24 protein-coding genes are annotated in these 23,027 nt (G+C 49.5%); all 24 read right to left on the bottom strand.

From position 1 onward, the window contains the following. Positions 1 to 108: 108 nt before the first annotated feature. A complete protein-coding gene (gene flhB, locus UF06_RS10960; protein ID WP_045570497.1) occupies positions 109 to 1,239 on the bottom strand; it encodes a flagellar biosynthesis protein FlhB in 1,131 nt (376 codons plus the stop codon). A 9-nt stretch (positions 1,240 to 1,248) separates the two neighbouring features. Next, positions 1,249 to 2,031 (bottom strand): flagellar biosynthetic protein FliR, encoded by a 783-nt coding sequence (gene fliR, locus UF06_RS10955; RefSeq protein ID WP_039430170.1) that lies wholly within the window; start codon positions 2,029 to 2,031, stop codon positions 1,249 to 1,251. 12 nt (positions 2,032 to 2,043) lie between these two features. After that, positions 2,044 to 2,313: a flagellar biosynthesis protein FliQ gene (fliQ, locus tag UF06_RS10950; protein ID WP_045570496.1), complete on the bottom strand. Its 270-nt coding sequence runs from the start codon at positions 2,311 to 2,313 to the stop codon at positions 2,044 to 2,046. A gap of 12 nt (positions 2,314 to 2,325) precedes the next feature. Beyond that, entirely contained in the window at positions 2,326 to 3,195 is an 870-nt protein-coding gene (gene fliP, locus UF06_RS10945) for a flagellar type III secretion system pore protein FliP (RefSeq protein WP_045570495.1), read from the bottom strand. Next, a complete protein-coding gene (gene fliO, locus UF06_RS10940; protein ID WP_045570494.1) occupies positions 3,185 to 3,604 on the bottom strand; it encodes a flagellar biosynthetic protein FliO in 420 nt (139 codons plus the stop codon). The genes fliP and fliO overlap by 11 nt, the downstream gene beginning before the upstream one ends. Position 3,605: 1 nt before the next feature. Next, a complete protein-coding gene (gene fliN / locus UF06_RS10935; RefSeq protein WP_039430179.1) occupies positions 3,606 to 4,016 on the bottom strand; it encodes a flagellar motor switch protein FliN in 411 nt (136 codons plus the stop codon). 27 nt (positions 4,017 to 4,043) lie between these two features. Then, positions 4,044 to 5,090: a flagellar motor switch protein FliM gene (fliM, locus tag UF06_RS10930; protein ID WP_045570493.1), complete on the bottom strand. Its 1,047-nt coding sequence runs from the start codon at positions 5,088 to 5,090 to the stop codon at positions 4,044 to 4,046. Positions 5,091 to 5,097: 7 nt separating this feature from the next. Continuing rightward, positions 5,098 to 5,598 carry a flagellar basal body-associated protein FliL gene (fliL, locus tag UF06_RS10925; protein ID WP_045570492.1) on the bottom strand — a complete coding sequence of 167 codons (501 nt, stop codon included), beginning with the start codon at positions 5,596 to 5,598 and terminating at the stop codon, positions 5,098 to 5,100. A 36-nt stretch (positions 5,599 to 5,634) separates the two neighbouring features. Next, positions 5,635 to 7,845: a flagellar hook-length control protein FliK gene (locus UF06_RS10920; protein WP_045570491.1), complete on the bottom strand. Its 2,211-nt coding sequence runs from the start codon at positions 7,843 to 7,845 to the stop codon at positions 5,635 to 5,637. A 91-nt stretch (positions 7,846 to 7,936) separates the two neighbouring features. Further along, positions 7,937 to 8,380, bottom strand: coding sequence for a flagellar export protein FliJ (gene fliJ, locus UF06_RS10915; protein WP_045570490.1), 444 nt, complete (start codon positions 8,378 to 8,380; stop codon positions 7,937 to 7,939). 6 nt (positions 8,381 to 8,386) lie between these two features. Then, entirely contained in the window at positions 8,387 to 9,706 is a 1,320-nt protein-coding gene (fliI, locus tag UF06_RS10910) for a flagellar protein export ATPase FliI (RefSeq protein ID WP_045570489.1), read from the bottom strand. Beyond that, on the bottom strand, positions 9,706 to 10,503 hold the full coding sequence (gene fliH, locus UF06_RS10905) for a flagellar assembly protein FliH (protein WP_045570488.1): 798 nt from the start codon (positions 10,501 to 10,503) through the stop codon (positions 9,706 to 9,708). Before fliH ends, fliI begins: the two co-directional genes overlap by 1 nt. A gap of 57 nt (positions 10,504 to 10,560) precedes the next feature. After that, the gene (gene fliG, locus UF06_RS10900; RefSeq protein WP_045570487.1) at positions 10,561 to 11,616 is read right to left on the bottom strand and encodes a flagellar motor switch protein FliG; all 1,056 of its coding nucleotides are present in this window, start codon (positions 11,614 to 11,616) and stop codon (positions 10,561 to 10,563) included. Beyond that, on the bottom strand, positions 11,609 to 13,354 hold the full coding sequence (fliF, locus tag UF06_RS10895) for a flagellar basal-body MS-ring/collar protein FliF (protein ID WP_045570486.1): 1,746 nt from the start codon (positions 13,352 to 13,354) through the stop codon (positions 11,609 to 11,611). Before fliF ends, fliG begins: the two co-directional genes overlap by 8 nt. 16 nt (positions 13,355 to 13,370) lie before the next feature. Further along, positions 13,371 to 13,682, bottom strand: coding sequence for a flagellar hook-basal body complex protein FliE (gene fliE / locus UF06_RS10890; RefSeq protein ID WP_045570550.1), 312 nt, complete (start codon positions 13,680 to 13,682; stop codon positions 13,371 to 13,373). 120 nt (positions 13,683 to 13,802) lie between these two features. Then, positions 13,803 to 15,215, bottom strand: a complete 1,413-nt coding sequence (locus UF06_RS10885) for a sigma-54 dependent transcriptional regulator (RefSeq protein ID WP_045570485.1) — start codon at positions 15,213 to 15,215, stop codon at positions 13,803 to 13,805. 18 nt (positions 15,216 to 15,233) lie between these two features. After that, positions 15,234 to 16,277, bottom strand: coding sequence for an ATP-binding protein (locus tag UF06_RS10880; protein WP_045570484.1), 1,044 nt, complete (start codon positions 16,275 to 16,277; stop codon positions 15,234 to 15,236). Positions 16,278 to 16,398: 121 nt separating this feature from the next. Next, the gene (locus tag UF06_RS10875; protein ID WP_045570483.1) at positions 16,399 to 17,862 is read right to left on the bottom strand and encodes a sigma-54 dependent transcriptional regulator; all 1,464 of its coding nucleotides are present in this window, start codon (positions 17,860 to 17,862) and stop codon (positions 16,399 to 16,401) included. Positions 17,863 to 18,089: 227 nt separating this feature from the next. Next, entirely contained in the window at positions 18,090 to 18,500 is a 411-nt protein-coding gene (fliS, locus tag UF06_RS10870; protein ID WP_039437165.1) for a flagellar export chaperone FliS, read from the bottom strand. A 12-nt stretch (positions 18,501 to 18,512) separates the two neighbouring features. Further along, positions 18,513 to 18,815, bottom strand: coding sequence for a flagellar rod protein FlaI (locus UF06_RS10865; RefSeq protein WP_045570482.1), 303 nt, complete (start codon positions 18,813 to 18,815; stop codon positions 18,513 to 18,515). A 6-nt stretch (positions 18,816 to 18,821) separates the two neighbouring features. After that, positions 18,822 to 20,933 (bottom strand): flagellar filament capping protein FliD, encoded by a 2,112-nt coding sequence (gene fliD, locus UF06_RS10860; RefSeq protein ID WP_045570481.1) that lies wholly within the window; start codon positions 20,931 to 20,933, stop codon positions 18,822 to 18,824. A gap of 20 nt (positions 20,934 to 20,953) precedes the next feature. Further along, positions 20,954 to 21,382: a flagellar protein FlaG gene (gene flaG / locus UF06_RS10855; protein WP_045570480.1), complete on the bottom strand. Its 429-nt coding sequence runs from the start codon at positions 21,380 to 21,382 to the stop codon at positions 20,954 to 20,956. 73 nt (positions 21,383 to 21,455) lie between these two features. Continuing rightward, a complete protein-coding gene (locus UF06_RS10850) occupies positions 21,456 to 22,589 on the bottom strand; it encodes a flagellin (protein ID WP_045570479.1) in 1,134 nt (377 codons plus the stop codon). 299 nt (positions 22,590 to 22,888) lie between these two features. Then, positions 22,889 to 23,027 (bottom strand): flagellin (locus UF06_RS24325; RefSeq protein WP_264299427.1); only part of this gene is annotated, 139 nt, incomplete at its 5' end.

Below are 23,027 nucleotides of genomic sequence, written 5' to 3'. Positions count from 1 at the left end.
TGCGGGCACTTAACTGTCAGTCAGCAACTTTCAAAAAGCGGAACAAGCAATCTCTATACCAGAGTTGCGCCAAACAATTGACTGCACAAATCGCTTTAAATTGAATACTTAGTGGCGCATATCCGGTGGAATGGGTAGATCGTAATCCTGTAGTTTTGGCCTGTGCCCACCACGTCTGCGATACTGTTTGAGCTGGAATACGTAGGCTAGAATCTGCGCGACTGCAGTAAACAGCCCTTCAGGAATTTCTTGCTCAAGCTCAGTGGTGTAATAGAGAGCACGCGCTAACGGCGGTGCTGGCACAATGTAAATATCATGCTCACGAGCCACCTCTCGGATCTTCATCGCCATGTGATCAGAGCCTTTGGCAACCACCACTGGCGCGCGATCAGTCCCTTGCTTGTAGCGCAGCGCAACCGAAAAGTGCTCCGGGTTGGTGACAATAACATCGGCGGTTGGCACATCAGCCATCATGCGGCGCTGCGCCGCTTCTCGTTGCAACATCCGAATGCGGCCTTTGACTTCCGGTTTACCTTCGGTGTCTTTGTACTCGTCTTTCACTTCCTGCTTGGTCATTTTTAACTGATCAGCGTGTTGCCAGATCTGAAACGGAATGTCGATGGCCACGACGATTAACAAGGAGCAGCTGATCAGCAAAATAAAATTGAGCAAAATATCGAGCGAGTGAAAAATATTCTGTGGATAAACATCCATACTCAGTTGAATCAAGTCGGCTTGCGAAGCTTGGATGAGATAGATGGCCACGCCAGTCACAAGACCTACTTTGAGAATCGATTTGATCAGCTCCACCCAACTCTGTAAGCCAACCATGCGCTTTAAGCCACTCAGCGGATTCATTTTAGACAGCTTAGGCATAGCGGCTTCAGCAGAAAAACTGATGCCCCCCACCCCAGCAGCCCCTATGACAGCGGCAATAAAAAGCGTAATGAGGATCAACAGCAGCGGCACAAGCAAAGCCGTTATTGCACCACCTGCAATATCCAGCAGTTTCCCAGTGTCAAAAATTTCTTCTCGGGTGAGATCAAAAAGCCGCCCCATGATCTTAAATAGAGCGCGAGCTAAAGGCTCACCAAACCACATCAGTGCCACTGCCCCTACGATAAGCACAGAAGCCGAGGCAAGTTCTTTCGAGCGCGCAACTTGGCCTTTTTCTCTTGCTTGTTGTAATCGTCGGGGGGTGGCATCTTCGGTACGTTCTTGACCGTCTGACTCTGCCAATTCAGCCTCCTAGCAATTTAGCCGAATAAAGCGGCAAATCTGTTCTTCACCTTCTATCCAGTACAGTTCATAGTGGCTGTAAAGGCCAGCAAGAATATACCAACAGAGTAATAAACCCACGAGCAACGCGAAAGCAAAACCGAGCGAGAAAATGTTTAACTGTGGCGCAGCACGTGTCATCACCCCAAACGAGAGGTTAATCGTCAGCAAGGCAATAATGCCGGAGAGCGACATACTGAGCGCGACTTTGAACATGATGCCAAGCCAGAGTGCGAGTTCGCGAAAGTCCACGGCATTGAGCGAGCCGAGACCTACCGGCAAGGTTTTAAAACTGAACACCACCAGTTGCAGCATTTTCAAGTGCCCGTCGGTGGCGAGGAAAAACATGGTCGCCAAAAACATAAACAATTGACCAAGCAAAGGGGTGTTTTGCCCGTTGGCCGGGTCAACCATTGAAGCAAAACCAAGGCTTGATTGCATACCCAATATTTGGCCAAGCATAACAAAGGTTTGAATCAAAAACTGCGTCACCATTCCCATCGCCACGCCAATCACGATTTGTTCAAACACCGTCAGATAGCCTTGAAAAGAGAGCAGTTCTATCTCCTGTGGTACCGCGGGGAGTGCTGGCATTACCGCAAACGTCACCGCCAGACTGAGGTAAAGGCGGATGCGTGGCGAAACAAAACGCGCCCCAGTGACGGTCATCACCATCAACATGGATGAGATTCGCGCAAAAGGCCAGAAGTAGTTGGCTATCCAGTCAAGGATGATTGTGGTTGGATACTCCATCTCATCACCCCGTCAATACAGGACCTGAGGCAGACGTTCAATCAACGAGAAAAAGAACTCCATCATCATCTGTGTCATCCAGTGACCAAACAGCATCAAAGCCAATAGAGTGATGATAAGACGTGGCAAAAAGCTCAACGTCTGTTCGTTGATCGAGGTAGCCGCTTGAAAAATCGCCACAATCAAACCGACCAATAAGCTGGGAATAATGATGGCACAGACCATGACCAATACCATCCATAGTGCATCCTGGAATAGCTCAACAAATATTTCAGGTGTCATGCTCTCTCCCTGCTATAAGGCGAAACTGCCAGCCAGCGTTGTCAGAATAAGATTCCATCCGTCAACCAGCACAAACAGCATCAATTTAAACGGCAGCGAAACAATCATTGGTGAGAGCATCATCATACCCATCGCCATCAGCACCGATGCAACCACCAAGTCGATGATCAAAAAGGGCAGGAAGAGCATAAAACCGATTTGAAATGCCGTTTTCAGTTCCGAGGTAATAAACGCAGGAATCAATACCGCCATCGATACATCTTCCGGGTTAGCCACCTGCTCCCCCGACATATTGACGAAGGTTTCCAGATCTTTGACGCGGGTTTGCTTGAGCATAAACGCTTTGATTGGTCCCTGAGCGACATCAAACGCTTGTCTCGCCGTCAGTTGCTCATTTAAGTAGGGCTGCACCGCCTGTTCATTCACTTCATTGATCACCGGAGACATGATAAAGAAAGTCAAAAACAGCGCGATGCCAATAATCACTTGGTTTGATGGCGTCTGTTGTAAGCCCATCGCTTGGCGCAATATCGACATCACCACCACAATCCGGGTAAAAGAGGTCATCAATATCACCATGGCAGGCAAGAAGCCCAGCATGGTCATGAGCGCAAGAATTTGCAGCGTAACCGAGTAGTCCTCGCTGCCATCTGGATTGGTGGTCATGGTGAATGCGGGAATGCCACCCCCTTGTCCTACGCTCATGCTGCGACTTTGCGCAGAACCATTTTTCATCTCGGAGAGGGTAACGCTGCTGCCCGCTGCCAGATTATCCGGCAGCGACGTTTCCTCCGCTTGAGCCAGCGCCAGGGGAGAGAGCAGTGACAACATCAGTAGCCATAAGGTCAGCCACAAAGAAGGGAAAAAGTGTTTACTGTTCATGCTTTTTTAGTAACTGGCTAAATTGGGACGCAAAGGCACTCTTAACCAGTTCCTCCTGTTTTAACGGCTGTTCTAAACGGGCAATCAGTTGGATCGACTGCGCGGTAATCCCGACCAAAAATTGCTCCTCACCCGCCTGCACCACCGCAATCCGTTCCTTAGTACCAACCGCTATCTGGCTGACGATTTTTAGCCCATGTTGCTGACCGAACGCCGGAGCTTGCAGGCGTTTCATTAGCCATGCCAGCAATAAAATAAAGGCGATCACCAGCAACAACGAACCAAAGGTGGTCGCCAGATTAAGCTCTGGTGCGCTAGGCGCGGCCCAAACACGAGGAGCACTGAACAACCCGCTCAGTGCTCCTAACGCGCTTATCAGCCGTACTTTGTTTGTCATCGGACTCATCATATCAGCGCAGTTTCTTGATGCGTTCCGTCTGACTAATCACATCCGTGAGACGAATACCAAACTTGTCGTTCACCACCACGACTTCACCATGCGCAATCAATGTGCCGTTGACCAACACATCTAAAGATTCACCCGCCAAGCGGTCAAGCTCAACCACCGAGCCTTGGTTGAGTTGCAGCAGGTTACGGATACTGATTTGTGAGCGCCCAACTTCCATCGAGATGGTCACGGGAATGTCCATGATGGTGTCGAGTTTACGTCGCTCATCAGCGGTGATAGGCTTTGACGTATCTTTCAGCTCTTCCAGCGGCGCGGCCATCACTTCATCGATGTCAACATCAGGCGCGGAAGGGTCTTCACCCAGAGCCGCCGCCCACTCTGCTGCCAGCTTCTCATCTTCACTTGATGCCATAGTCATATCCTGTTTTCATTTTCGTTATCAATCTTCATTATCATCGTCACTTTCAAGCTCAGACATGATGTCCTTACCCAAGAAAGTTAAATCGGTTTTCACCACATGCGGGCGCTCAATTTCTTGTGAAATCTGCACGGCCAACTTGTCGTTAGACTGGCCCATTTTGACGCGATAGGTTGGCAATTCTTCAACAAACATCACCGCATGTTTGGGCATTTCTATCGGAATGACGTCACCAGGGCGAAGCTCCATCAAATCTCGTAGAGAAATGGTTCTCTCGAGCAAATTGACGCGAAAGTTCACCGGACAGTCCATGATTTCTTCGCGTAAAGCGGAGCTCCAACGTACGTCGGTTTCCATCTTATCCGATTGCACCCCCGCATCCAGCAGTTCACGGATCGGTTCCACCATCGAATAAGGCATGACCACGTGAAAATCGCCGCCGCCACCGTCGACTTCAATGTGGAACGAACTTACCACAATCACTTCCGTCGGACTGACGATGTTGGCCATGCTGGGGTTCACTTCAGAGTCGAGGTACTCAAACTCTACCCCCATCACAGGTGACCATGCTTCTTTGTAGTCTTCAAAAACGATTTTTAATAGCAACTGAATGATGCGTCGTTCGGTAGGCGTGAACTCGCGCCCTTCAATTTTAGCGTGGAAACGGCCATCACCACCGAAGAAGTTCTCCACCAGAATAAACACCAAACGCGCTTCCATGGTAATCAGCGCCGTGCCTTTCAAGGGTCGAAAACGCACCATGTTCAAACTGGTTGGTACGTACAAGGTGTTCTGATATTCACCGAACTTCATCATCTGTACGCCGTTGATCGACACTTCCGCCGTTTTTCTCAACATATTGAACAGGCTGATGCGCATATGACGGGCAAAACGTTCGTTGATAAGCTCCAGCGTCGGCATGCGGCCACGGACGATGCGATCTTGCGAGGAGAAGTCGAAGTTAACCGCGCCGTCTCGGTCGTTATCTATCGGCTCATCGACATCATCGACATCATCGACCCCGTGGAGCAGCGCATCAATTTCGTCTTGGCTTAATAAATCAGTCACACGATACCTACTGAATCACAAAATCGGTAAACAGAACTTTCTCAATCACTGGCTGACCGACCGACTTGGTCAGCGCCGCCTTAATATCTTCTGTCGTTTTATCGCGCAGTTCAACACGCCCAGTTGGTGAGCGAAGCTGATCCACCGTCGCCGAGGCAAAAGTGGATAGCAGCGAGCTTTCAATCAGAGGTGAATGGTAACGTGCGAGGTTTTCGTTTTCTGAGCCGCGCACCATTAATTGGACTTTGATTTGCACCATGCGATCCCGGCTATCGCCAGTGACATTAAAGACAAATGGCTGAGCAATATTGACGTAAGCGACCGGATTTTCGTTAGGTTTCACTTCGACCTGCTCTTTGGTCTCCGCCTCTTCTGCTGAATCGGAGCCCATTAAAAAGAACGCCGCACCACCGCCGCCCAATAACAACACCACCGCAGCGACGATGATAATGAGAAGTTTGCCTTTGCCTTTCGGTGCTTCCTCACCCGTTTGTAGTTCTTCTGCCATGATCTGTTTTATCCCGTAACCTTAACAACTTGTATTTTATGCGTAAAAACTGATTCCATCACGCTTTGATGCCACATTTACATCAAGTTTCATCTCAGGCTCAAGATTTTCATCATTACCTGAAGCAAATCTGCCGGTTTGTTGCCCATTGTCTTGTCCATCAGCAGAGTATTGTCGCTGCTGCTGACCAGATGACTGCTGTTGTACCGAAGAGTCCGCCAATTGCATGCCTTGCTGCGCTAACATTTCTCGCAGGCGAGGCAAGGTTTGTTCAATCATCTCACGTGCTTGTGGGTTGGTCACCGTGAAATGTACATGGGCCAAATCGTTATTCATGGTCATGCGGATCTGCATCCGCCCCAGTTCAGGAGGGTCAAGACGAATATCCAAATTCTTCAGGTTTTTGGACATCATCACCTGCACTTTTTCCGCAACCTGATCACTGGCCATTTCACGCGTGAGTTGCATCGATACTTGTGAAGCGGCTTCGGTGCGTAATTGCCCACTCGTGGTTGGCGAGCCTTGCGCACTGTAGAGACTGCTTTGGGTGGTGTTGGTCGCACGTTCACTGCTCTGCTCGTTGGCTGATTTTCCTTTCAGCGCCGTCAAACCACTGGCCGCCAACGCTGCTTGTAGCCCTTTTGCGGGCGCTACATTGGGCTGCACAGTACTCTGCAGCGCGGCCATTGCATTCGGCGCTAAGCCATCAGGCAGCGCGGCTGCGGGTGACTTGTCGCTGGTTGGCTGCGGCGTCACTAACGCTTGGGCTGCTGGTTGGCTGTTTTGCAAAGCGCTATGCACCGCCTGAGAGAGCGCGGTGGTGGTTGCGGCAAGTTTTGCGCCGCTCTCTTTCGCACTGTGCGCGTTATCTATCGGCGCAGGTTGGTTCCAGTCAATTGCAGCTCGAGGCTCGTTGGCTACTCCGTTTGCACTTCGCACCGTACTTAACTCAGCATTGCTTGCCGCCATCAGCACAGTGCTTAGTGCGGGTAAAGCGGCCAGCACCGCGGGATCGTCGGCTTGCAGTTGGCCATCAAGTAGTCCTTGCAGGATCTGTTGATCTTCCCCATTGAGCGCTTGCTCGGTCGCCAACTTTTGCTCAATCTCGGCTAAACGCGGCGCAGGAACTAGCATCACTGGCAGCTCAGAGTCAACTTGCTGCTGAAGGTGTAGCGGAATCTCATCTTGTGCTTGCATCTGCAACCCGGCAGTTGCGTGCCACTCAATTTGCCCATTGGTCATTTGAGCGGCCATAGCAGGATCAGAAGTAAGAGTTTCCGGCGGCAAAGATCCTGCGGCGATGCTAGACGCTGACAGCGCCTGAGGCTGTAACTGCGCCAACGGAGTCTGTGGGGATTGAAGCGAATTTGTTGCAGAAGGCGGCAAAGATTCTGCGCTTTGGTGACTGACACCAACTTGTGCTGAGCCAGGCACAGATGCGACCTGTTCTGCGGTGAGCGCATTTGCGTTAAGCGCCGTCGCATCGCCTGCCTCTAATTGACGACTCGGCAATAGATCCGCTGAATTTTGAGGCGATACGGCCGCTTGTTCTGCCGAAAACGATTGACTTTGAAGCGCCGTCGCATCGCCTTCCTCTAACTGACGACTCGGCAATAGATCCGCTGAATTGTGAGGCGACACTGCCTCGGCGACTGCTTTTGTCGGCAATGCTTTGCCACCGTTTTTAGGCTGCAAAGTGGCATTAGCCTGCTCCAACTGGCCGAGAATTTTTGAGCCTTCATGCATGATGCTCTCTTGCATCGCTTGTTTGTCGCTGCCAGATTTTGTCGAGGAACTGCCCTTGGTTAACCCTACATCTGCTGCAACATCATTGGTTATTTGAGTTTTGGGGGAGGATGTTGACGCTAGAGTTTCGCCCTGCCCTGCAGACGATACCTGTCCCCCCGACTGGACAGAGCCATCCGTTTGCGTCTTTCCCACCTGCAACAATTCATCACTGCTTTGCGCGTCTTCAAGCGAAGCGCCATCGACAACTTCTTCTTCACTGTTTTGTGTGACTTCAGATTCAGCGGTTAGATTGTCTGCTTTGAGAGGAGCCCCATCTTTAACGCTGCTGTCAGTTTTGTCGGCTTTCTTGTCGTCCGTTTGCCCAGAAAAGACTTTGGCGAGAGTTTGAAGAAAACCGCCTGATTCGGCCACCTCGCCAGTGACTTCTTTGCTTGAAGCTTCAGTTGTCGTTCCTGCTGTTTTACCTGTTATAGATACCGATTGCAGATTTACATTCATAGTCACAGTCTCTTCGCAGCACTCATTGGATAAGCGTCAGTAGGGATTTTAGGCAATTGACCTGCAAGAAACACGCCATTTTGAGAGCTGGCTAATAATGCGATTTGCGTCTAGCGTAACTGAGGGTCGAAAACTCGTCCATTTGCTTCTGTTCTCGTTTGGCTTCGGCTTTCTGTTTTTCTTGTTGCTTTCTTTCGATCATCCATTCATAGGATTTGCGCTGCTTGCGCACCTCTAACCAGTAGTGCTCACTATTTTCAACTTGCTGTTTAAAGTGTGCTTCTGCTCCGCGCTGTTTTGCCAGCGTTTCGTCAAGCTGGTTGAGAAAGCGATTGAGATGGACAAACTGACTGGCACTCAAACCATTTTTTCCGCGCTCAACCAGTTGCTGGCAGTAGTCGAGGCGGTACTTTTCGATCTGCTCCACCTGCCGGTAGTAACTTTCTAATTCGGCTTTCGCTTTGTTTAAGGTCAGAACCGCTTGGTTCTCCCTCTCTTTGGCCTGCTCAAGCAGAAAGTCCATCGCGTTTTCCATCAGTGATTACACTCCCAACACGTTTTTTAGCATGTTGACACACATGGCATACGGTACCGTCTCTTTCATTTGCTGCTGCAAATAGGCGTCCAATTTTGGTTTGAGGGTGAAGGCGCTATCGATGGCTTGATCCGTTCCCGGCTTATAGGCACCGATTGACACCAGATCTTGATTTTTTCGACAAATAGACAAAATTTGCCGCACGGCTTTAGACATCAACACATGCTCGTCGGTGGTGATCTGCGGCATCACACGACTGACCGATTTTTCAACGTCGATGGCAGGGTAATGCCCCGCGTCGGCCATTTCACGTGACAATACGATGTGACCATCGAGAATCGCTCTCGACGCATCAGCTATCGGATCTTGTAAGTCGTCGCCCTCGGTAAGCACAGTAAAAAAGGCGGTAATCGAACCTTGTTGTGGCCCACCATTGCCCGCACGTTCAACCAGCGCAGGTAACTTAGCGAAAACCGACGGTGGGTAACCTTTCGTCGCTGGCGGCTCGCCGACGGACAGTGCGATTTCACGCTGCGCCTGTGCAAAACGTGTCAGAGAGTCCATCAGCAGCAATACATCCAGCCCTTGATCACGAAAGTATTCAGCAATCGTCAAGGCTGTTTGACACCCTTTGAGGCGCATCAGTGGCGAAGCATCCGCAGGCGCGGCGACCACCACAGAACGTTTACGACCATCTTCTCCGAGGATCTCCTCGATGAACTCTTTCACTTCTCGTCCCCGCTCACCAATCAGCCCAACCACCACCACTTGCGCCGTGGTGCCACGCGTCATCATTCCAAGCGTGACCGATTTACCGACACCAGAACCGGCGAATAGCCCGATACGCTGCCCCTTCCCGACGGTCAGCAAACCATTAATCGCTTTTAATCCGACATCCAAAGGCTCTGTGATCGGTTTGCGCGTCAAAGGATTCATAGGTTGGGCATTGAAAGAAGCACGATGCTCGGTATAAATCGGCCCCAATCCATCAAGCGGATTGCCCACACCATCAATCACTCGGCCAAGCAGCTCCATGCCTACGGGCAAACCACTTTCACCTGTTAATGGCGTCACTTTAGCGCCGGGTAAAATTCCCGTGATCTGCTCACTGGGCATCAAAAACAGGTTATCGCCCGAGAAGCCAACCACTTCGGCCTCCATTTGCCCAGTCATCGTCTCGACCAAACAGAGGCTGCCGATAGGCGCGCGACAACCGGTCGCTTCTAATGTCAAACCAATCACGCGCACCAATTTGCCAGCGGCAACTGGGCGTGTAGTCAACCCTTGCACTTTGTAACTTTTCAGTCGCTCCGCCAGCGAAATCATTATTCGCCCCCGTGGTGACGATTGGTGCCACAGAAATTTTGTATCACGTGTTTGATGCGTTCTTCCATGCGATAGCTGACGCTCGACTCGCCAGCTTCAATCTGCACATCGCCACGATTGAGTGACGGCTCAGAGACCAGTGTCCAGTTACGAAACGCCAGATCGTCTTCACCGTATGAGGAACGGACAATGTCGACATCTTCAGGGTTAAGATGCAACGTGATGGGATGACCAGAGATAGGTAAGCTCTCTACCGAGGCTTTAATGGTATCAAGAATGATCTGCGGGTTGGTTTGCACCTCAACGTGAACCACCTCTTTCACCAAACAAAGCACCATGTCCACCAGTTGCTTTTCGACTTGGTTACTCATCAGCTCAAGCGGCTGAGCAAATTGATTGGCAAGGTTAACAAACGTTTCAACTTGTTGTTTCACATGATCTTCGCCGGCGGCAATGCCTTCCGCTTTGCCTTGTTCTAAACCTTCTGCTTGACCGACCGCAAAGCCCTCTTCCTTGCCTTTTTCAAAACCTTGTTTGAAGCCAGCCTCTTGACCTTGAAACAACCCTTCCTGATAAGCCCCTTGCTTGATGAGCTCAATTTGTTCTTCGGTTAATTCAAGAACTGGCTCTTCTTCTGCTTTCTCAAAGTCGGGCATCCAGCCGGGGTCATAGTTAAAAGCGGTCTCTTTCGCTTGTTTGTTTACCTCAGCACCGTAATCCGGCAAGCCCCAGCGTTTTGGCTGTGGAACCGCGTCATCTTCGCCAGGACGAATAAAACCACGTTTTCTTTCCGCCATGCATTTACACCTTTGTACAGAAAACAACGCCCCGAAACGGGGCGAGGAAATTGTCGATTAGAGGAACTCGTCTGCGCCACCGGAGAGCATAATTTCGCCACTGTCGGCCAGTCGCCTTGCGATAGCGAGGATCTCTTTTTGCGCGGCTTCCACGTCGGCTACCCGCACTGGCGGCATCGCTTCGATATCGTCGCGCATCATCTCAGCAGCACGTTTCGACATGTTCTTGAAGATCTTGTCGCGCAAACCATCGTCGGCGCCTTTGAGTGCTTTTTGCAGCACATCCTGAGGAACATCACGCAGCAACTTCTGAATACCTTGGTCGTCCACTTCGATGAGGTTCTCGAATACGAACATCAGATCTTGGATCTGCGTTGCCAAATCTTCGTCCTGATCGCGTATTTGCTCCATCAACAAGCCTTCGACGTTGTTGTCGAGGTAGTTCATGATTTCAGCCGCTGCTTTCAGGCCGCCAATTTTCGCCGCCTGCGCACCCGCTTGACCAGCAAACTGCTTCTCCATGATTTCATTCAGCTCTGCCAGTGCAGACGGTTGAACTTCTTCTAAGTTAGCGATACGCATCATCAAATCCAAGCGTACCCGCTCTGGGAACTGGGAGATTATTTCCGCTGATTGATCCGCTTCCAGATAGGACAATACAATCGTTTGAATTTGTGGGTGCTCGTTAACAATGATGCTCGCCACTTGTCTTGGGTCCATCCACTTCAAGGAATCCAGACCTTTAGAGCCTGTGCCGAGAAGGATTTGGTCAACCAAGTTATTGGCTTTGTCTTCACCCAGTGCCGCGATCAGCGCATTGCGCATGAAGTCTTCGCTGCCCATACCAATGTTGGTGTATTTCTGGATATCTTCCAGAAACGCTCGGTGCACCGCCGATACTTTGTCTTGGCTGAGATCTTTGGCTTTCGCCATGGCACTGCCCACCCGCTGAACCTGTTTCGGTTCCAAGTGACGGATAATGCCTGCCGCATCTTGCTCATTGAGGCTCAGCAGCAAAATCGCTGCTTTTTCTTCGCCAGTGATGGTCGAAATATCGATTCCTGTTGAATCCATCTCGCCGTTTGCTTCCTGATTTGCAATTTCGTTAGCCATTTGTCATCCAATTCTTCACAACTTGAGCCGCCAGCTCAGGCTCGTTTGCAACCAATGCACGCACTGCTTTCAACACATCTTCATCTTTGTGCAGATTTGGCAGGTCGATGCTTGACCCAAATTCAAACAACTCACTACTTTCGATGTCACTGCCAATCAAGCTGGTTTCACCATCGGCGCCAATCGGCAGACCATCAGGCCCGTACATTTCGTTTTCATCGTCACTAGCAGGGTTGAGCAGTTTCTTCATCGCTGGACGAATTAACACCAACACCACCACAATGATCACCAAGGCACTTGCGAACCAGCGCACCCAGTCGTTGAAGTTTGGATGTTCCCAAATCGGTACGTCAGCCAGCTTTTCAGGTTCCTGCTCAGCAAACTGCATACTTAATACATTGAGTAAGTCGCCACGGTTTTCGTTAAAACCTACCGTACCAATCAGCACTTGGCGGATAGCATTAATTTCCGCTTCGCTACGAGGAGTATAGGTGACATTGCCGTTATCCGGATTGAGCGCTGCGCGATCTTTGATCGCCACTGACACCGTCTGACGCGTCACGATACCTGTCTGCTTTCGTTCATGACTGATGGTAGTATCGAGCTCAAAGTTCCGCGTCGACTCTTTACGTACCGAACCTTGGCCCGTCACCGACCCGTCTTTCATTTGAGCGACATCTTGCGGGATAGAGGCATCTGCCGGCGGTTGATTGCTGAGTGCGCCCGGCACACCCGCCACCATGTTGGCGTTGTTGTAATCTTCTAACGCGTACTCACTACGCGTGGCTGGGGTATTGGGGTCAAACGCCTTTCGCGTTTGCTCGACCGCACTGAAGTCCATTTCAATATCAACTTGCGCGGTATAATTGCCAAAACCCAAAATGGGGATCAACACGGAATCAATTTTTTCTCGCAGCATCTGCTCTTGACTGCGCTCTAGCTCTTGCTCTTTACGCCGAGCTGCGGAAACTGGATCTTGTGAACCGGAGTTAAGCAATCGACCATGTTGATCAGTGACGGTGACGCGAGAGGTTTTCATGCCCGGTACGGCGCTCGCCACCATGTCGACAATCGAATCCACTTCTTGCTGTTTGAGGTTGGCACCTGTGCCTAACGTCAAAAATACCGAAGCGGAAGCCTCTTGATTGTGGCGCACAAACACGCTTTGCTTAGGCAGGGCAAGCAATACACGCGCTTTGCGCACTTGCTTCATCTCTTCAATGGCTTTGGCTAGCTGTCGTTCACGGCTGAGTTTCAAACGTTCTTGTTCTAGACGTTGAGAAACGCCAAAACCCATGTCTTGCAGCAGAATATCATCACCAGCTTGGGTATTTTGATTCAGTCCCGAGCGAACCATATCCAATTTAATCGAGTTAAATTCGCTGGCTTCCACCAAAATGGTGTTGCCATCGAGTTTGTAATTGATTTTTTGTTGATCGAGATGATCGAGAACCGGGATCAGCTCTTCGGTTTCGAAAATTCCCAACGGACGCATTTCTGGCTCTTTTACCCAGAAAAACAACATGACGATCAGCGCCACACAAATGGAAATGGAAACCACAAGAACAATCTGACGCAACAGATCAAGATCACCAACGGCCATATCAAATTTGGATGAACTGCGCTCATCCAAATCTGGGTTTTGTCCGTCGAGATCCATGTCTGATTGAGCAACCATGGCGTTGTTGGATGCTCCATCAGTCACTGTCAGATCCGTTGATTTCTTCTCTTCAGCCACAATGTACTACCTAAATTCAGACTGGCATATTCATGAGGTCTTTGTATGCCTCAATAAGCTTGTTTCTTACCTGCAAGGTGGCTTCAAACGCCACACTGGATTTGTTCCTGGCAATCATGACATCAGAAAGCGATACATCCGCATCGCCGCGGTCAAAACGGGTTTGCAAATCACTGGATGACTTCTGCAACGCGTTCACATTATTGATGGCCTGACTCAGTATATTGCCAAAATCAGCACTGACTTTCGCCCCCGTCGCTGGCGCAGATGCGTTGGTCGCCTCTAACATCATGGCGCGCATTTCACCTTGTAATCCGTCAATTCTCATCTTCACCTCAACGCCAAAAGTTTGACCAGACACTTCGCTGTAATATTGACAACGCAATTAGCATGCCATACCAAAGACACAGTTTACCCTTTCTTGACTAAACTGACCAACAGCGAGCTCTCATCCCGGGATATCGATACCAGCATCACGCATCTTAGCCAACTTATAGCGCAACGTTCGCGGGCTGATACCCAGTTTTTCCGCCATCTCTTTGCGGCGACCTTGGCATTCAATTAAAGTCTCTAAAATGATGGCATACTCTTGATCTCGTAATTCGCTACCTAAGCTATCTACGCCAACGATACTACGGCTAAACGCATCAGGCTGCGCGACCAGTTTGACGTCCGGCACTACGGCATCACTGGTCTGCTGCACCACATTTTGTAAACTGTTGGCATCTTGCCAGTCCACCCCTTCTAACAGGATATGATCCTGCTCGATATCGCTGTTTTCACTTAAGATGAGGGCTCGCTGCACCACGTTGTCTAGCTCGCGCACGTTACCCGGCCAAGGATAATGAGTGAGTTTGTCCAGCGCTTGAGGTGAGAAACGAGGCACCGCAATCCCCTGTTTCATGCAGTGACGCTCTGCCAGATGTTTGGCGAGCGGTACGATATCCCCTTGGCGCTCACGTAGCGCAGGCCAAGTCAATGGGAAAACATTCAGACGGTAATACAAATCCTCTCGGAAATTCCCTTCGGAAACATACTGCTTTAAGTCACGGTTACTGGTGGCTAGGACGCGCACGTCCAACTTGATGCTCTTGCGGCTACCCAAGCGCTCGACTTCTCGCTCTTGCAGTACACGCAGCAGTTTGGCTTGTAGGTTGAGATCCATTTCACTGATCTCGTCTAGTAGAATCGTGCCACCTTGCGCCTGTTCAAATTTCCCCGGGCAAGCTTGTACGGCACCAGTGAACGCCCCTTTTTCGTAGCCAAACAAGGTGGCTTCTAGCATGTTATCCGGGATCGCGGCACAGTTAATCGCGACAAATGGCCCGTCTTTGCGCAGCGACGCATTGTGAATGTAACGCGACAATACTTCTTTGCCCGAACCACTTGGGCCAAGCACCATCACGTTGGCGTCGGTGCGCGCCACTTTTTCGGCCAGCGCAAGCAGTCGTAAGCTCTTTTCATCCGCCACTACGGCGTCACCATTGTCGTCCGACTTGACAGGGGCGTAACGGCTGACCATGTTGAGCAAGACTTCTGGCGCGAAAGGCTTGGCCATGTAGTCAATCGCCCCTTCTTTCATCGCTGACACGGCGTCTTCAATATTGGCATACGCTGTCATCAGCAACACAGGCAAATTTGGCCAATTTTGCTTAATGCTGCGCAATAACGCGAGCCCTCCCATGCCGGCCATTTGTACGTCAGAGACCACAATATCCACCGAATGGGCTTTGAGTTTGAGTAGCGCATCTTCGGCGCAATCCGCTTCGAGCCATTCATACCCCGCTAATGCCAATGTATCGACCAGCGCTTCGCGCAGACCTTCGTCGTCTTCTACGATTAACACCTTGCTTTGAGCCATTTCAGATCTCCAATGTGGTTAATTCTCTGCTTCCGTCGAAGCAAGCTGAGTGCGCTCAAGAGGTAGACACATGGTAAAGCACGCGCCATCGCCCTCTTCAGAAAGTAGTTCTAGCCGTCCATCATGAGCACGACATACCATTTGCACGACCGCTAAGCCAAGGCCGGTGCCTTGTGAGCGAGTAGTGAAAAAGGGTTCCATTATCTTGTTTTGTAATTCTTTGGGTACGCCCGGGCCGCTGTCTTGCACCGAAATGCGCAGCTCGCCATTCACCGGGCGGAAATAGACATCGATCTGGGCTTCTTTTCCGGCGATCTGGATAGCATTCATCACCAGATTACTCAAAGCAGAAGCGATGGCATTCACATTACCGAGTATTTGCGTCTGCTCACCTTCTACTTCTTGGCAGTAGTCAATCTGGTTACTACGTAGCGCTGTTTCGACCATCGGTTGATATTCACTCACCAGTTGCTCGATAGTAAACGGTTTGATGACTTTATTGTCGCCCCCCTTGGCGAACAACAACATATCATTGACCTGCTTTTCCAAATCTTGCAAGCGATCCATCAACTTGGATTGAAAACGCTCCCGCGTAGCAGTGGGCAAATTGGGTGCCCCCAAGTTCGATGCATAAAGCATAGCACTCGAAAGAGGGGTTCTAACTTGGTGGGCCAGTGAAGCCACCATTCGGCCAAGCGATGACAAGCGTTGTAAATCACTCACTCGTGACTGTAACAAGCGAGTTTCGGTGAGGTCGGTAATTAGAATCAATTGGCCCGTTGCAGAGGCCGAGATCGCCAAGCGCACTTTGCGCCCATTACGCAGCGACACTTCGTGTCCATCATCGTCACGCGGAGCAAATGCGGCTTGAATAACAGAAAACCACTTTTCGTTCACCAGTGGCACTTGCAGGATACGATGCGCCTCGGGATTGGCTTCTCTGACCACCCCTTGGGTATCGAGCAAAATAACACCCGCAGGCATCACATCCAAAACCTGTTTGTAACGTTCTACCTGACTTTCTACCGAATCTAAGTGAGACTGATTGATGAGGTTATCCATGGAGTGTCGAATTCTCGCCTATAAAACTACAATAGCCTGTCACGCAAAATGCATGCCAGGCTATTGTTTATATTTTTCAATACATTAACAAAGAGACAAGAAGTTGACGCATCAAAAGATGTTAACGCTGCATGTTGTACTTACGCATTTTCTCAACTAATGTCGTCCGACGCATCCCAAGCATGTCCGCCGCACGCGCGACCACACCACCTTGCGCTTCTAGCGCTTGGTTAATCATGTTCACTTCCAACTCTGCCAACAACTCTTTTAGGTTTACCCCTTCCGGCGGAAGAGACTGCGGCGCGTTAAGATTGCTGTCAAAGTCGCTTTTCTCAGAAAAATCAAAATTCTCAGAAAAAATATCCTCCAACACATCTCGTTCCTGCTCCTCAACGGAAGCAAACGAAGAGAGCTCCGGCTGAAACTCTGGGATATCACTGTAGCGATACTTGGTTGGCAAGTGATTGACATCCACCAAACTGTTGGGATAGAGGATCACCATACGCTCGACCAGATTGGCGAGCTCACGCACATTACCGGGCCAGTCATGCTCCATCAGGGAGTTGATCGCTCTGGGAGTGAAACAGATAGGCTGTCCACCCTCGGCTTGCAAACGGCTCATCAACTCTTGCAACAAAAGCGGGATATCTTCTTTGCGCTCTTTCAATGCGGGCATTTCAATTGGAAAAACGTTCAGCCGGTAATAGAGATCTTCACGGAATTTTTCGTCGTCGATCATGCTTTCCAGATTGCGATGTGTGGCGGCGATGACACGCACATTCGCTTTTAACGTCGCATTGCCTCCGACGCGTTCAAAGCAACGCTCTTGCAGCACGCGTAAGAGTTTGACTTGCATCGCCATTGGCATGTCACCAATTTCATCCAAGAAAATGGTGCCACCGTCGGCCAACTCAAAGCGGCCTTTGCGGGTGGTTAATGCCCCAGTAAATGAGCCTTTTTCATGGCCAAACAGCTCGCTTTCCAACAAATCAGGCGGAATAGCACCGCAGTTGATCGGCACAAAAGGGCCGTTGCGACGTGTAGAATGGTAATGAATATTACGCGCAACCACTTCTTTGCCCGTTCCCGATTCCCCTAGAATCAGTACGTTGGCTTCCGTATCCGCCACCTGTTCGATCAAATGACGCACTTCTTGGATGCCCATACTTTGACCAACCAAGCTACGGAAAAGGGTATTCTTACGCGCAGAAGCAACAACATTGACTCCTTTTCTGCCAAGAAACTCTTTGCAGTGTCTCAGCGCTTCACTGAGTTGCGGGTAATTTAACGGGAATTCCAGTTCACCAATCAAGTTTGGCATGTCGTCAACCGGATGCGCGAAATCGCCCATAACCAGTAAAGGGATATGATGTGCCGAGTGGAGCTTAGCCATCACCGCTGCCAGTGAACGATCATGCACGTAGCCAACGATCACACCCGACCATACCGTTGACCAATCAACACTTTCTATCTGAGCAGAAGGGAGTGCTTCGCAATTTTCCCCAACAAATTCCAATATATTGCTTAAATTGAGACGATTTTTTTCATCATCTTCGATTACAAGCAGCTTTGCCAAACCTTGCATAAGTACGAATAATTGCCTTTGTTTTATGGTATGTTGCGGCCAGATCTTGAGATACGGTAATAAGTGAGCGTTTTATCAACTTCACTCAACTAACGATAGACAAAACAGAAAAATCAGCAACAAAAAAAGCCATTAGGACTAGTAATGGCTTCTATTTTATTTGAATAAAAAAATAAGGCAACCAAGCAATTACGTGGTGTGAGCTCGGTTAAAAGTTTGATATCACATCAGATCCCAACTGCGGCGGCGGTCAAATTGTGATATTCGTTCGGAATCTGGTCCCAAGCTGACTTAATCTCACGAATAATGTCGATAACATCATCAATTGGTTGAGGATCGTTTTTGTGGTTGGCGTTGGAAATTTGCGTGATCATGAACTCGTACAATTGATCAAGATTGCGTGCAATATCACCACCATCGTCCATCGACAAACAGCTACGTAGCGCAATGATGATGTCAAGCGCTTTACCCAGACGCTCGCCTTTGACCGGAATATTACCCGCCTGCATTGCCGCTTTGCCTTGGATCAGACGCTCAATCGCACCGGCCATCAGCATTTGAATTACTTTATGCGGGGACGCTGCACTGAGTTGGCTATCCACTGAAACTTTTTTGTAAGCCTGTAATGAACCGCGCATAGTATTCCTCTTTTATGTAAACTTTTTGTACTGTTGAAGCGAACGCTGACCTCGTCTGAACTTTTGCAATTGTAAACCGGTTTTATTGGTCTCTTCTTGCATACGTTCCAGCAACCTTTTTGTCCGAGTGATCATCAATCGCCACTCTTCATCACTCTTCAACTGTGGGTTTTGCGCCACCTGTTGAAGAAGGCTCTGCAATAACTGTTCCCTGTTATCGACCAGCCGCTGCAAATCTTCAGCACTAATTTCGTCTTTTTCCAGTTCGAGAGAAATTAATTGATCCAAATCACACAATTGTGCCAGCAAGGTCATTCAACGTTATCCTAATGCATTCATCAGAGCGCCAAGTTGCCCTTGCATTTTACTCGTTGCGTCCTGCATTGCAGTAAATTTCGCGTGAGTGCGTTCTTGGAGACTGTTGATCCGGCGATCCAATGCCGCTTGCTCATCGGATAAACGGTAAGTTTGTTCCGATAGGCTCTTCTCACGGGTACGAATCGATCCAGTCACTCCGGTGATTCCATGAATGGCATCTTCAACACGTTTAGCAAATCCGGTGTTGCCACCAAAGAACTCTTCCAACTTGTTGAAGTTGTTATTGAGCTGGCGATCCAACATGTCGTAGTTGATCTCCAGTGTTCCCTGACGCGTGGTTGTGATACCAAATTCAGTCAGTGATTTGAGATTTTCTGGCGCTTTTTCAATCCGGGATGAGAAAACGCTTTTGAGTCGTGAATCAGCATTACGCACAGTGCTGTCCCCCGCCAGAGGGCCTTTTTGCCCGGTCGCCGGATCAACACCCGATAAGGATTTGGCGGTTTGGTAAAACTGATTGTATGCGTTGACGAAGGTCTCAATATCCTCGCGCACGCTATTTCTATCGTATTCAACGCCAATTTCTGCTGGCGCTTTGTTGCGTGGTGTTGTGCCTTTTAAGGCCAAATCGACACCTTCAATCGCATCTTCGATGATGTTGTTGTTACTCGACAACTGAGCAACACCATCCAGCACGACCATGGCATCCTGACCTTTTTGTACCTCAGCCATGCCATTGTAGGTATCAAAGGACTCTTGAGCTTGCTGTAGCGCCTCTTGCGCCTGATCGATACGTTCAAGGCGCTCACGCTCTTGTGGATCAAGCTTAGAGCGTTGAATTTGCTTGGCTTGCTCTTCCGTCAGTTCCCCTTTAGCGACCTTTTCATCCAACTGGGCTTTTTCTTGCGCCAGTTGCTCTTCAATGCGCGCTTTCTCTTGCGCCAGCTCTTGTTGGATTTTCTCTTGCTCAGCTTCTAATTTGACTTGTGCCTCTTTAGGCGTCACGTAAGAGTCGGTCAACGTTCCAGAAGCGGTATTGGTCCAGCCAGGAACATCAGGGGCTTTCTCTATCGCCTTTTCGTCCAGTTCAAGCTCGGGCGTATAGTAAGAGTCGAGTAAGGTGCCAGAGGCCGTTTCGGTCCAGCCCGGAATGTTGTCTTGTGGGAGTAACGAAGCAGCGGCTTGGGCGGCATCGAGCGCTTCTTGACCCGCTTTCGCTGCATCGGCACCAAAGCTGGAAATAGGCTCGTCGCTCTGCGTATCAGGAGACATATCATCGCCTTTAGCTGCGATATCAGTGTCTGTTTTCAGTTCGGTGTCACTGTTTGTATCCGTTGTCCCCTCTGTGGCGGGAATGGGATTGCCCTGCTCGTCAAACTGAGGTTCTGCGCCTTGTTCCACACTGTCGGCAGAGGCTGTTGCCGAGTCAGGTTTTACCTCTTGCATCACCTCTTCTGCGGCAATACGCGCTTTTTCCAGCGCTTTGACACGCTCTTCAAGCGTTTTATATTCGAGTTTTTTCAGCGGATCGCCTCGCTCGGCGTCCACATGAATACGAATTTGGTTGTCCTTACCTGAAACGGTCGAAGCAAGGATCAGGCGGGGGCCTTCCACATCGTTAATAATCGATGCGCGAACGCCCGTGTTTTTACCAGAAGCGTTGATACCTCTAACGACGTCAATCAGTTTCGAATCGGCACTGACATTCACGTCAAAGGTTTTTTCTCCAAGCGAAATCTGCAGCTTCCCAGGGCCAAACTTTGCGTCTTCGGCCAGAACGTCCGAAGCCACCTTATGGCTCTGAGCAAGCTGCAACACATCGATGGCATATTTACCGGCAATCGCATCGGTAGTTGCAGTGGCTGAGACGATACTATCGTCAGTCGTGTCGACTTTGCGCACAGCAAAAGCCTTCTCCTGACGAAAGTTCGCCATCATATTTTTCATCGTATCCAACGATTCTCTGAGCCGCCCATAGGCGCTGATGCTGGTATCAATTTGGGCCCGCTCGTTGTCGATACGTAGCTGCTTTGGCACACGCTCTGCATCGACAACTTTGCCGACCATGGAATTGATATCCATGCCACCAGACATCCCCAAAGGGCCTAAACTCATTGAATCACCTCAACAACGACTTACACTTTATCTACCAACAAACCAGAGCGGGTAGCTTGTGAGACTAAGCGTCTGAATATCTCTAGCATCTCTTCATCAGGTATCTGACGAATTATGTTTCCCGTACGGGCTTCATAAATCGTCACAACATCTTTGCCTGATTCTTCGTCCACTTTAAAAGAGACCCCTTTATTAATGGAAGAGATAAATTCATTCATTTTCTCTACCATTTTGACCCTTTCTTCCCGATTGAGCTGCTGTCGCTCTTGCGACATTTTTACCGCAGCTTCAATTGAAAAGTTAGGATCATCATTTTTCACCGTTTCCGGCGAAGAGTTCTCTTTCGGACCTGACATGCTAGGCAAAGCACCGCTTTTGCCATAAGCAACATTTGTGCCATTTTGCAAGCCGTAAGGCTGGATGTTCGATGTGTAGGATGATATTTCCATAACAATCTCCCTTCCACCTTTATGAGCTACTACTCATCAAAGCTGAGCTAAACCTGAATTTAGCTCGCTCTGATTAGCCCAACAAGCTAAGAGCCGAAGATGGTGACTGTTTCGCCTGCGCCAGAATCGAAGTACTCGCTTGTTGCAGAATCTGAGTCTTGGTCATCTGAGTTGTTTCTTTCGCATAGTCAGTATCTCGGATACGGCTATTCGATGCGTTTACGTTCTCGTTGATGTTGCTCAGGTTGCTGATCGCATGGTTGAACCGGTTCTGGAACGCACCCAAAGAGGCACGTTGGCTATCAACCGCTTTCAGTGCGCCATCAATGATAGACACCGCTTCTTGCGAGCCTGCAACGCTAGTTACGTCGATTTTCTGTACGTTGGTTTTCTCACCGTCACCAATCGTTAGCTCAGACGCTAAACCACCACCAAACTCAACTTGACCATCTTGCACACGTTGAGAAGAAGCAAACAATTGCAGTTTACCACCTTCGCCCACTGCCGCTTTCACGTCTTCGTTTTGGCCGTTGATGTACGTTGCCACTTCTTCCAGATCATCACCCGCTTTCGCGTTAATGGTGATCTCTTTCTCTTCCCCTTCCTTATTAGTATAAGTCATGGTGAGGTCGGTATTGTTGGTTACTTTCCAATCTGCTGCAACGCCGTCTTCTGACTTGTAGCTCATACCGCCCATTGCGTCAGTATCGGTACGTAAGCTATCCATGGAGAGCATAACGGCTTCACCAGAATCAGCACCGATTTGGAAAGATTGCGAACCATACGTGCCGTTTAGCAGCTTGTTACCACCAAATGAGGTGGTTTCAGCGATACGGTTCAGTTCTTTGTTCAGCGCGGTCACTTCTTCCTGAATCGCCACACGTTCTGCTTTAGAGTTAGAACCGTTAGACGATTGCAGCGCAAGGTCACGCATACGTTGTAAGATGTTGGTACTTTCCGTCATCGCACCTTCAGCAGTCTGAGCAACTGAAATGCCGTCGTTCGCATTTCTTACTGCCATATCCAGACCACGACTTTGCGCGTTTAAACGGTTAGAAATTTGTAGGCCAGCGGCATCGTCTTTCGCACTATTGATTTTATAGCCCGAGGACAAGCGCTCCATTGATTTTTGTTGACCTTCAGCTGCCTGGTTTAGGTAACGCTGTGCGGTCATTGCTGACACGTTGGTGTTTACGTTCATAGCCATAATTGATCTCCTTAGGCTTTTGTTGATGTACCATCGTGTCTCTCACCTCACTCTGGTACATCTCATTTCTCTCAGTCCTGTAACGGCGGCGCTAAGAATACCTTTAGGAGAATTTTAGTTTTTTCCGCTATTTTCTCATCCAACGGGCGAAAGTGTGATCTCAAGTTGATTTATGCGGCTTTCGCTGTCGATTCATCAATGACTCTTCCTGGCAAAAAGGCAATAAAAAGCCTAACCGAAGTCAGGCTTTACTCGCTCATCTCTCACCACGAGCCAATGAGTTTTCTGTGGGGTTAAAATTAACCCAGTAGGCTAAGCGCTGAGTTTGGCGCTTGTTTCGCCTGAGCAAGAATCGAACTGGATGCTTGCGACAGAATTTGTGTTTTGGTCAATTGAGTCGTCTCTTTGGCGAAGTCAGTATCTTTGATACGGCTCTTC

Origin of the sequence: Vibrio sp. S234-5 (genome assembly GCF_000960595.1) — a bacterium.
Taxonomy (GTDB): domain Bacteria; phylum Pseudomonadota; class Gammaproteobacteria; order Enterobacterales; family Vibrionaceae; genus Vibrio.
This window is presented reverse-complemented; position numbering and strand designations above follow the sequence as displayed.

Excerpts from the sequence above, each read along its gene's own strand:
- fliO (WP_045570494.1), bottom strand. The coding sequence starts at position 3,604 with ATGATGAGTCCGATGACAAACAAAGTACGGCTGATAAGCGCGTTAGGA.
- UF06_RS10920 (WP_045570491.1), bottom strand. The coding sequence starts at position 7,845 with ATGAATGTAAATCTGCAATCGGTATCTATAACAGGTAAAACAGCAGGA.
- fliI (WP_045570489.1), bottom strand. The coding sequence starts at position 9,706 with ATGATTTCGCTGGCGGAGCGACTGAAAAGTTACAAAGTGCAAGGGTTG.
- UF06_RS10850 (WP_045570479.1), bottom strand. The coding sequence starts at position 22,589 with ATGGCTATGAACGTAAACACCAACGTGTCAGCAATGACCGCACAGCGT.
- fliG (WP_045570487.1), bottom strand. The coding sequence starts at position 11,616 with ATGGCTAACGAAATTGCAAATCAGGAAGCAAACGGCGAGATGGATTCA.
- fliH (WP_045570488.1), bottom strand. The coding sequence starts at position 10,503 with ATGGCGGAAAGAAAACGTGGTTTTATTCGTCCTGGCGAAGATGACGCG.
- fliJ (WP_045570490.1), bottom strand. The coding sequence starts at position 8,380 with ATGGAAAACGCGATGGACTTTCTGCTTGAGCAGGCCAAAGAGAGGGAG.
- fliL (WP_045570492.1), bottom strand. The coding sequence starts at position 5,598 with ATGGCAGAAGAACTACAAACGGGTGAGGAAGCACCGAAAGGCAAAGGC.
- fliD (WP_045570481.1), bottom strand. The coding sequence starts at position 20,933 with ATGAGTTTAGGCCCTTTGGGGATGTCTGGTGGCATGGATATCAATTCC.
- fliQ (WP_045570496.1), bottom strand. The coding sequence starts at position 2,313 with ATGACACCTGAAATATTTGTTGAGCTATTCCAGGATGCACTATGGATG.
- fliS (WP_039437165.1), bottom strand. The coding sequence starts at position 18,500 with ATGCGCGGTTCATTACAGGCTTACAAAAAAGTTTCAGTGGATAGCCAA.
- UF06_RS10880 (WP_045570484.1), bottom strand. The coding sequence starts at position 16,277 with ATGGATAACCTCATCAATCAGTCTCACTTAGATTCGGTAGAAAGTCAG.
- fliE (WP_045570550.1), bottom strand. The coding sequence starts at position 13,682 with ATGAGAATTGACGGATTACAAGGTGAAATGCGCGCCATGATGTTAGAG.
- fliP (WP_045570495.1), bottom strand. The coding sequence starts at position 3,195 with ATGAACAGTAAACACTTTTTCCCTTCTTTGTGGCTGACCTTATGGCTA.
- fliR (WP_039430170.1), bottom strand. The coding sequence starts at position 2,031 with ATGGAGTATCCAACCACAATCATCCTTGACTGGATAGCCAACTACTTC.
- UF06_RS10875 (WP_045570483.1), bottom strand. The coding sequence starts at position 17,862 with ATGCAAGGTTTGGCAAAGCTGCTTGTAATCGAAGATGATGAAAAAAAT.
- fliN (WP_039430179.1), bottom strand. The coding sequence starts at position 4,016 with ATGGCATCAAGTGAAGATGAGAAGCTGGCAGCAGAGTGGGCGGCGGCT.
- flaG (WP_045570480.1), bottom strand. The coding sequence starts at position 21,382 with ATGGAAATATCATCCTACACATCGAACATCCAGCCTTACGGCTTGCAA.
- UF06_RS10865 (WP_045570482.1), bottom strand. The coding sequence starts at position 18,815 with ATGACCTTGCTGGCACAATTGTGTGATTTGGATCAATTAATTTCTCTC.
- UF06_RS10885 (WP_045570485.1), bottom strand. The coding sequence starts at position 15,215 with ATGGCTCAAAGCAAGGTGTTAATCGTAGAAGACGACGAAGGTCTGCGC.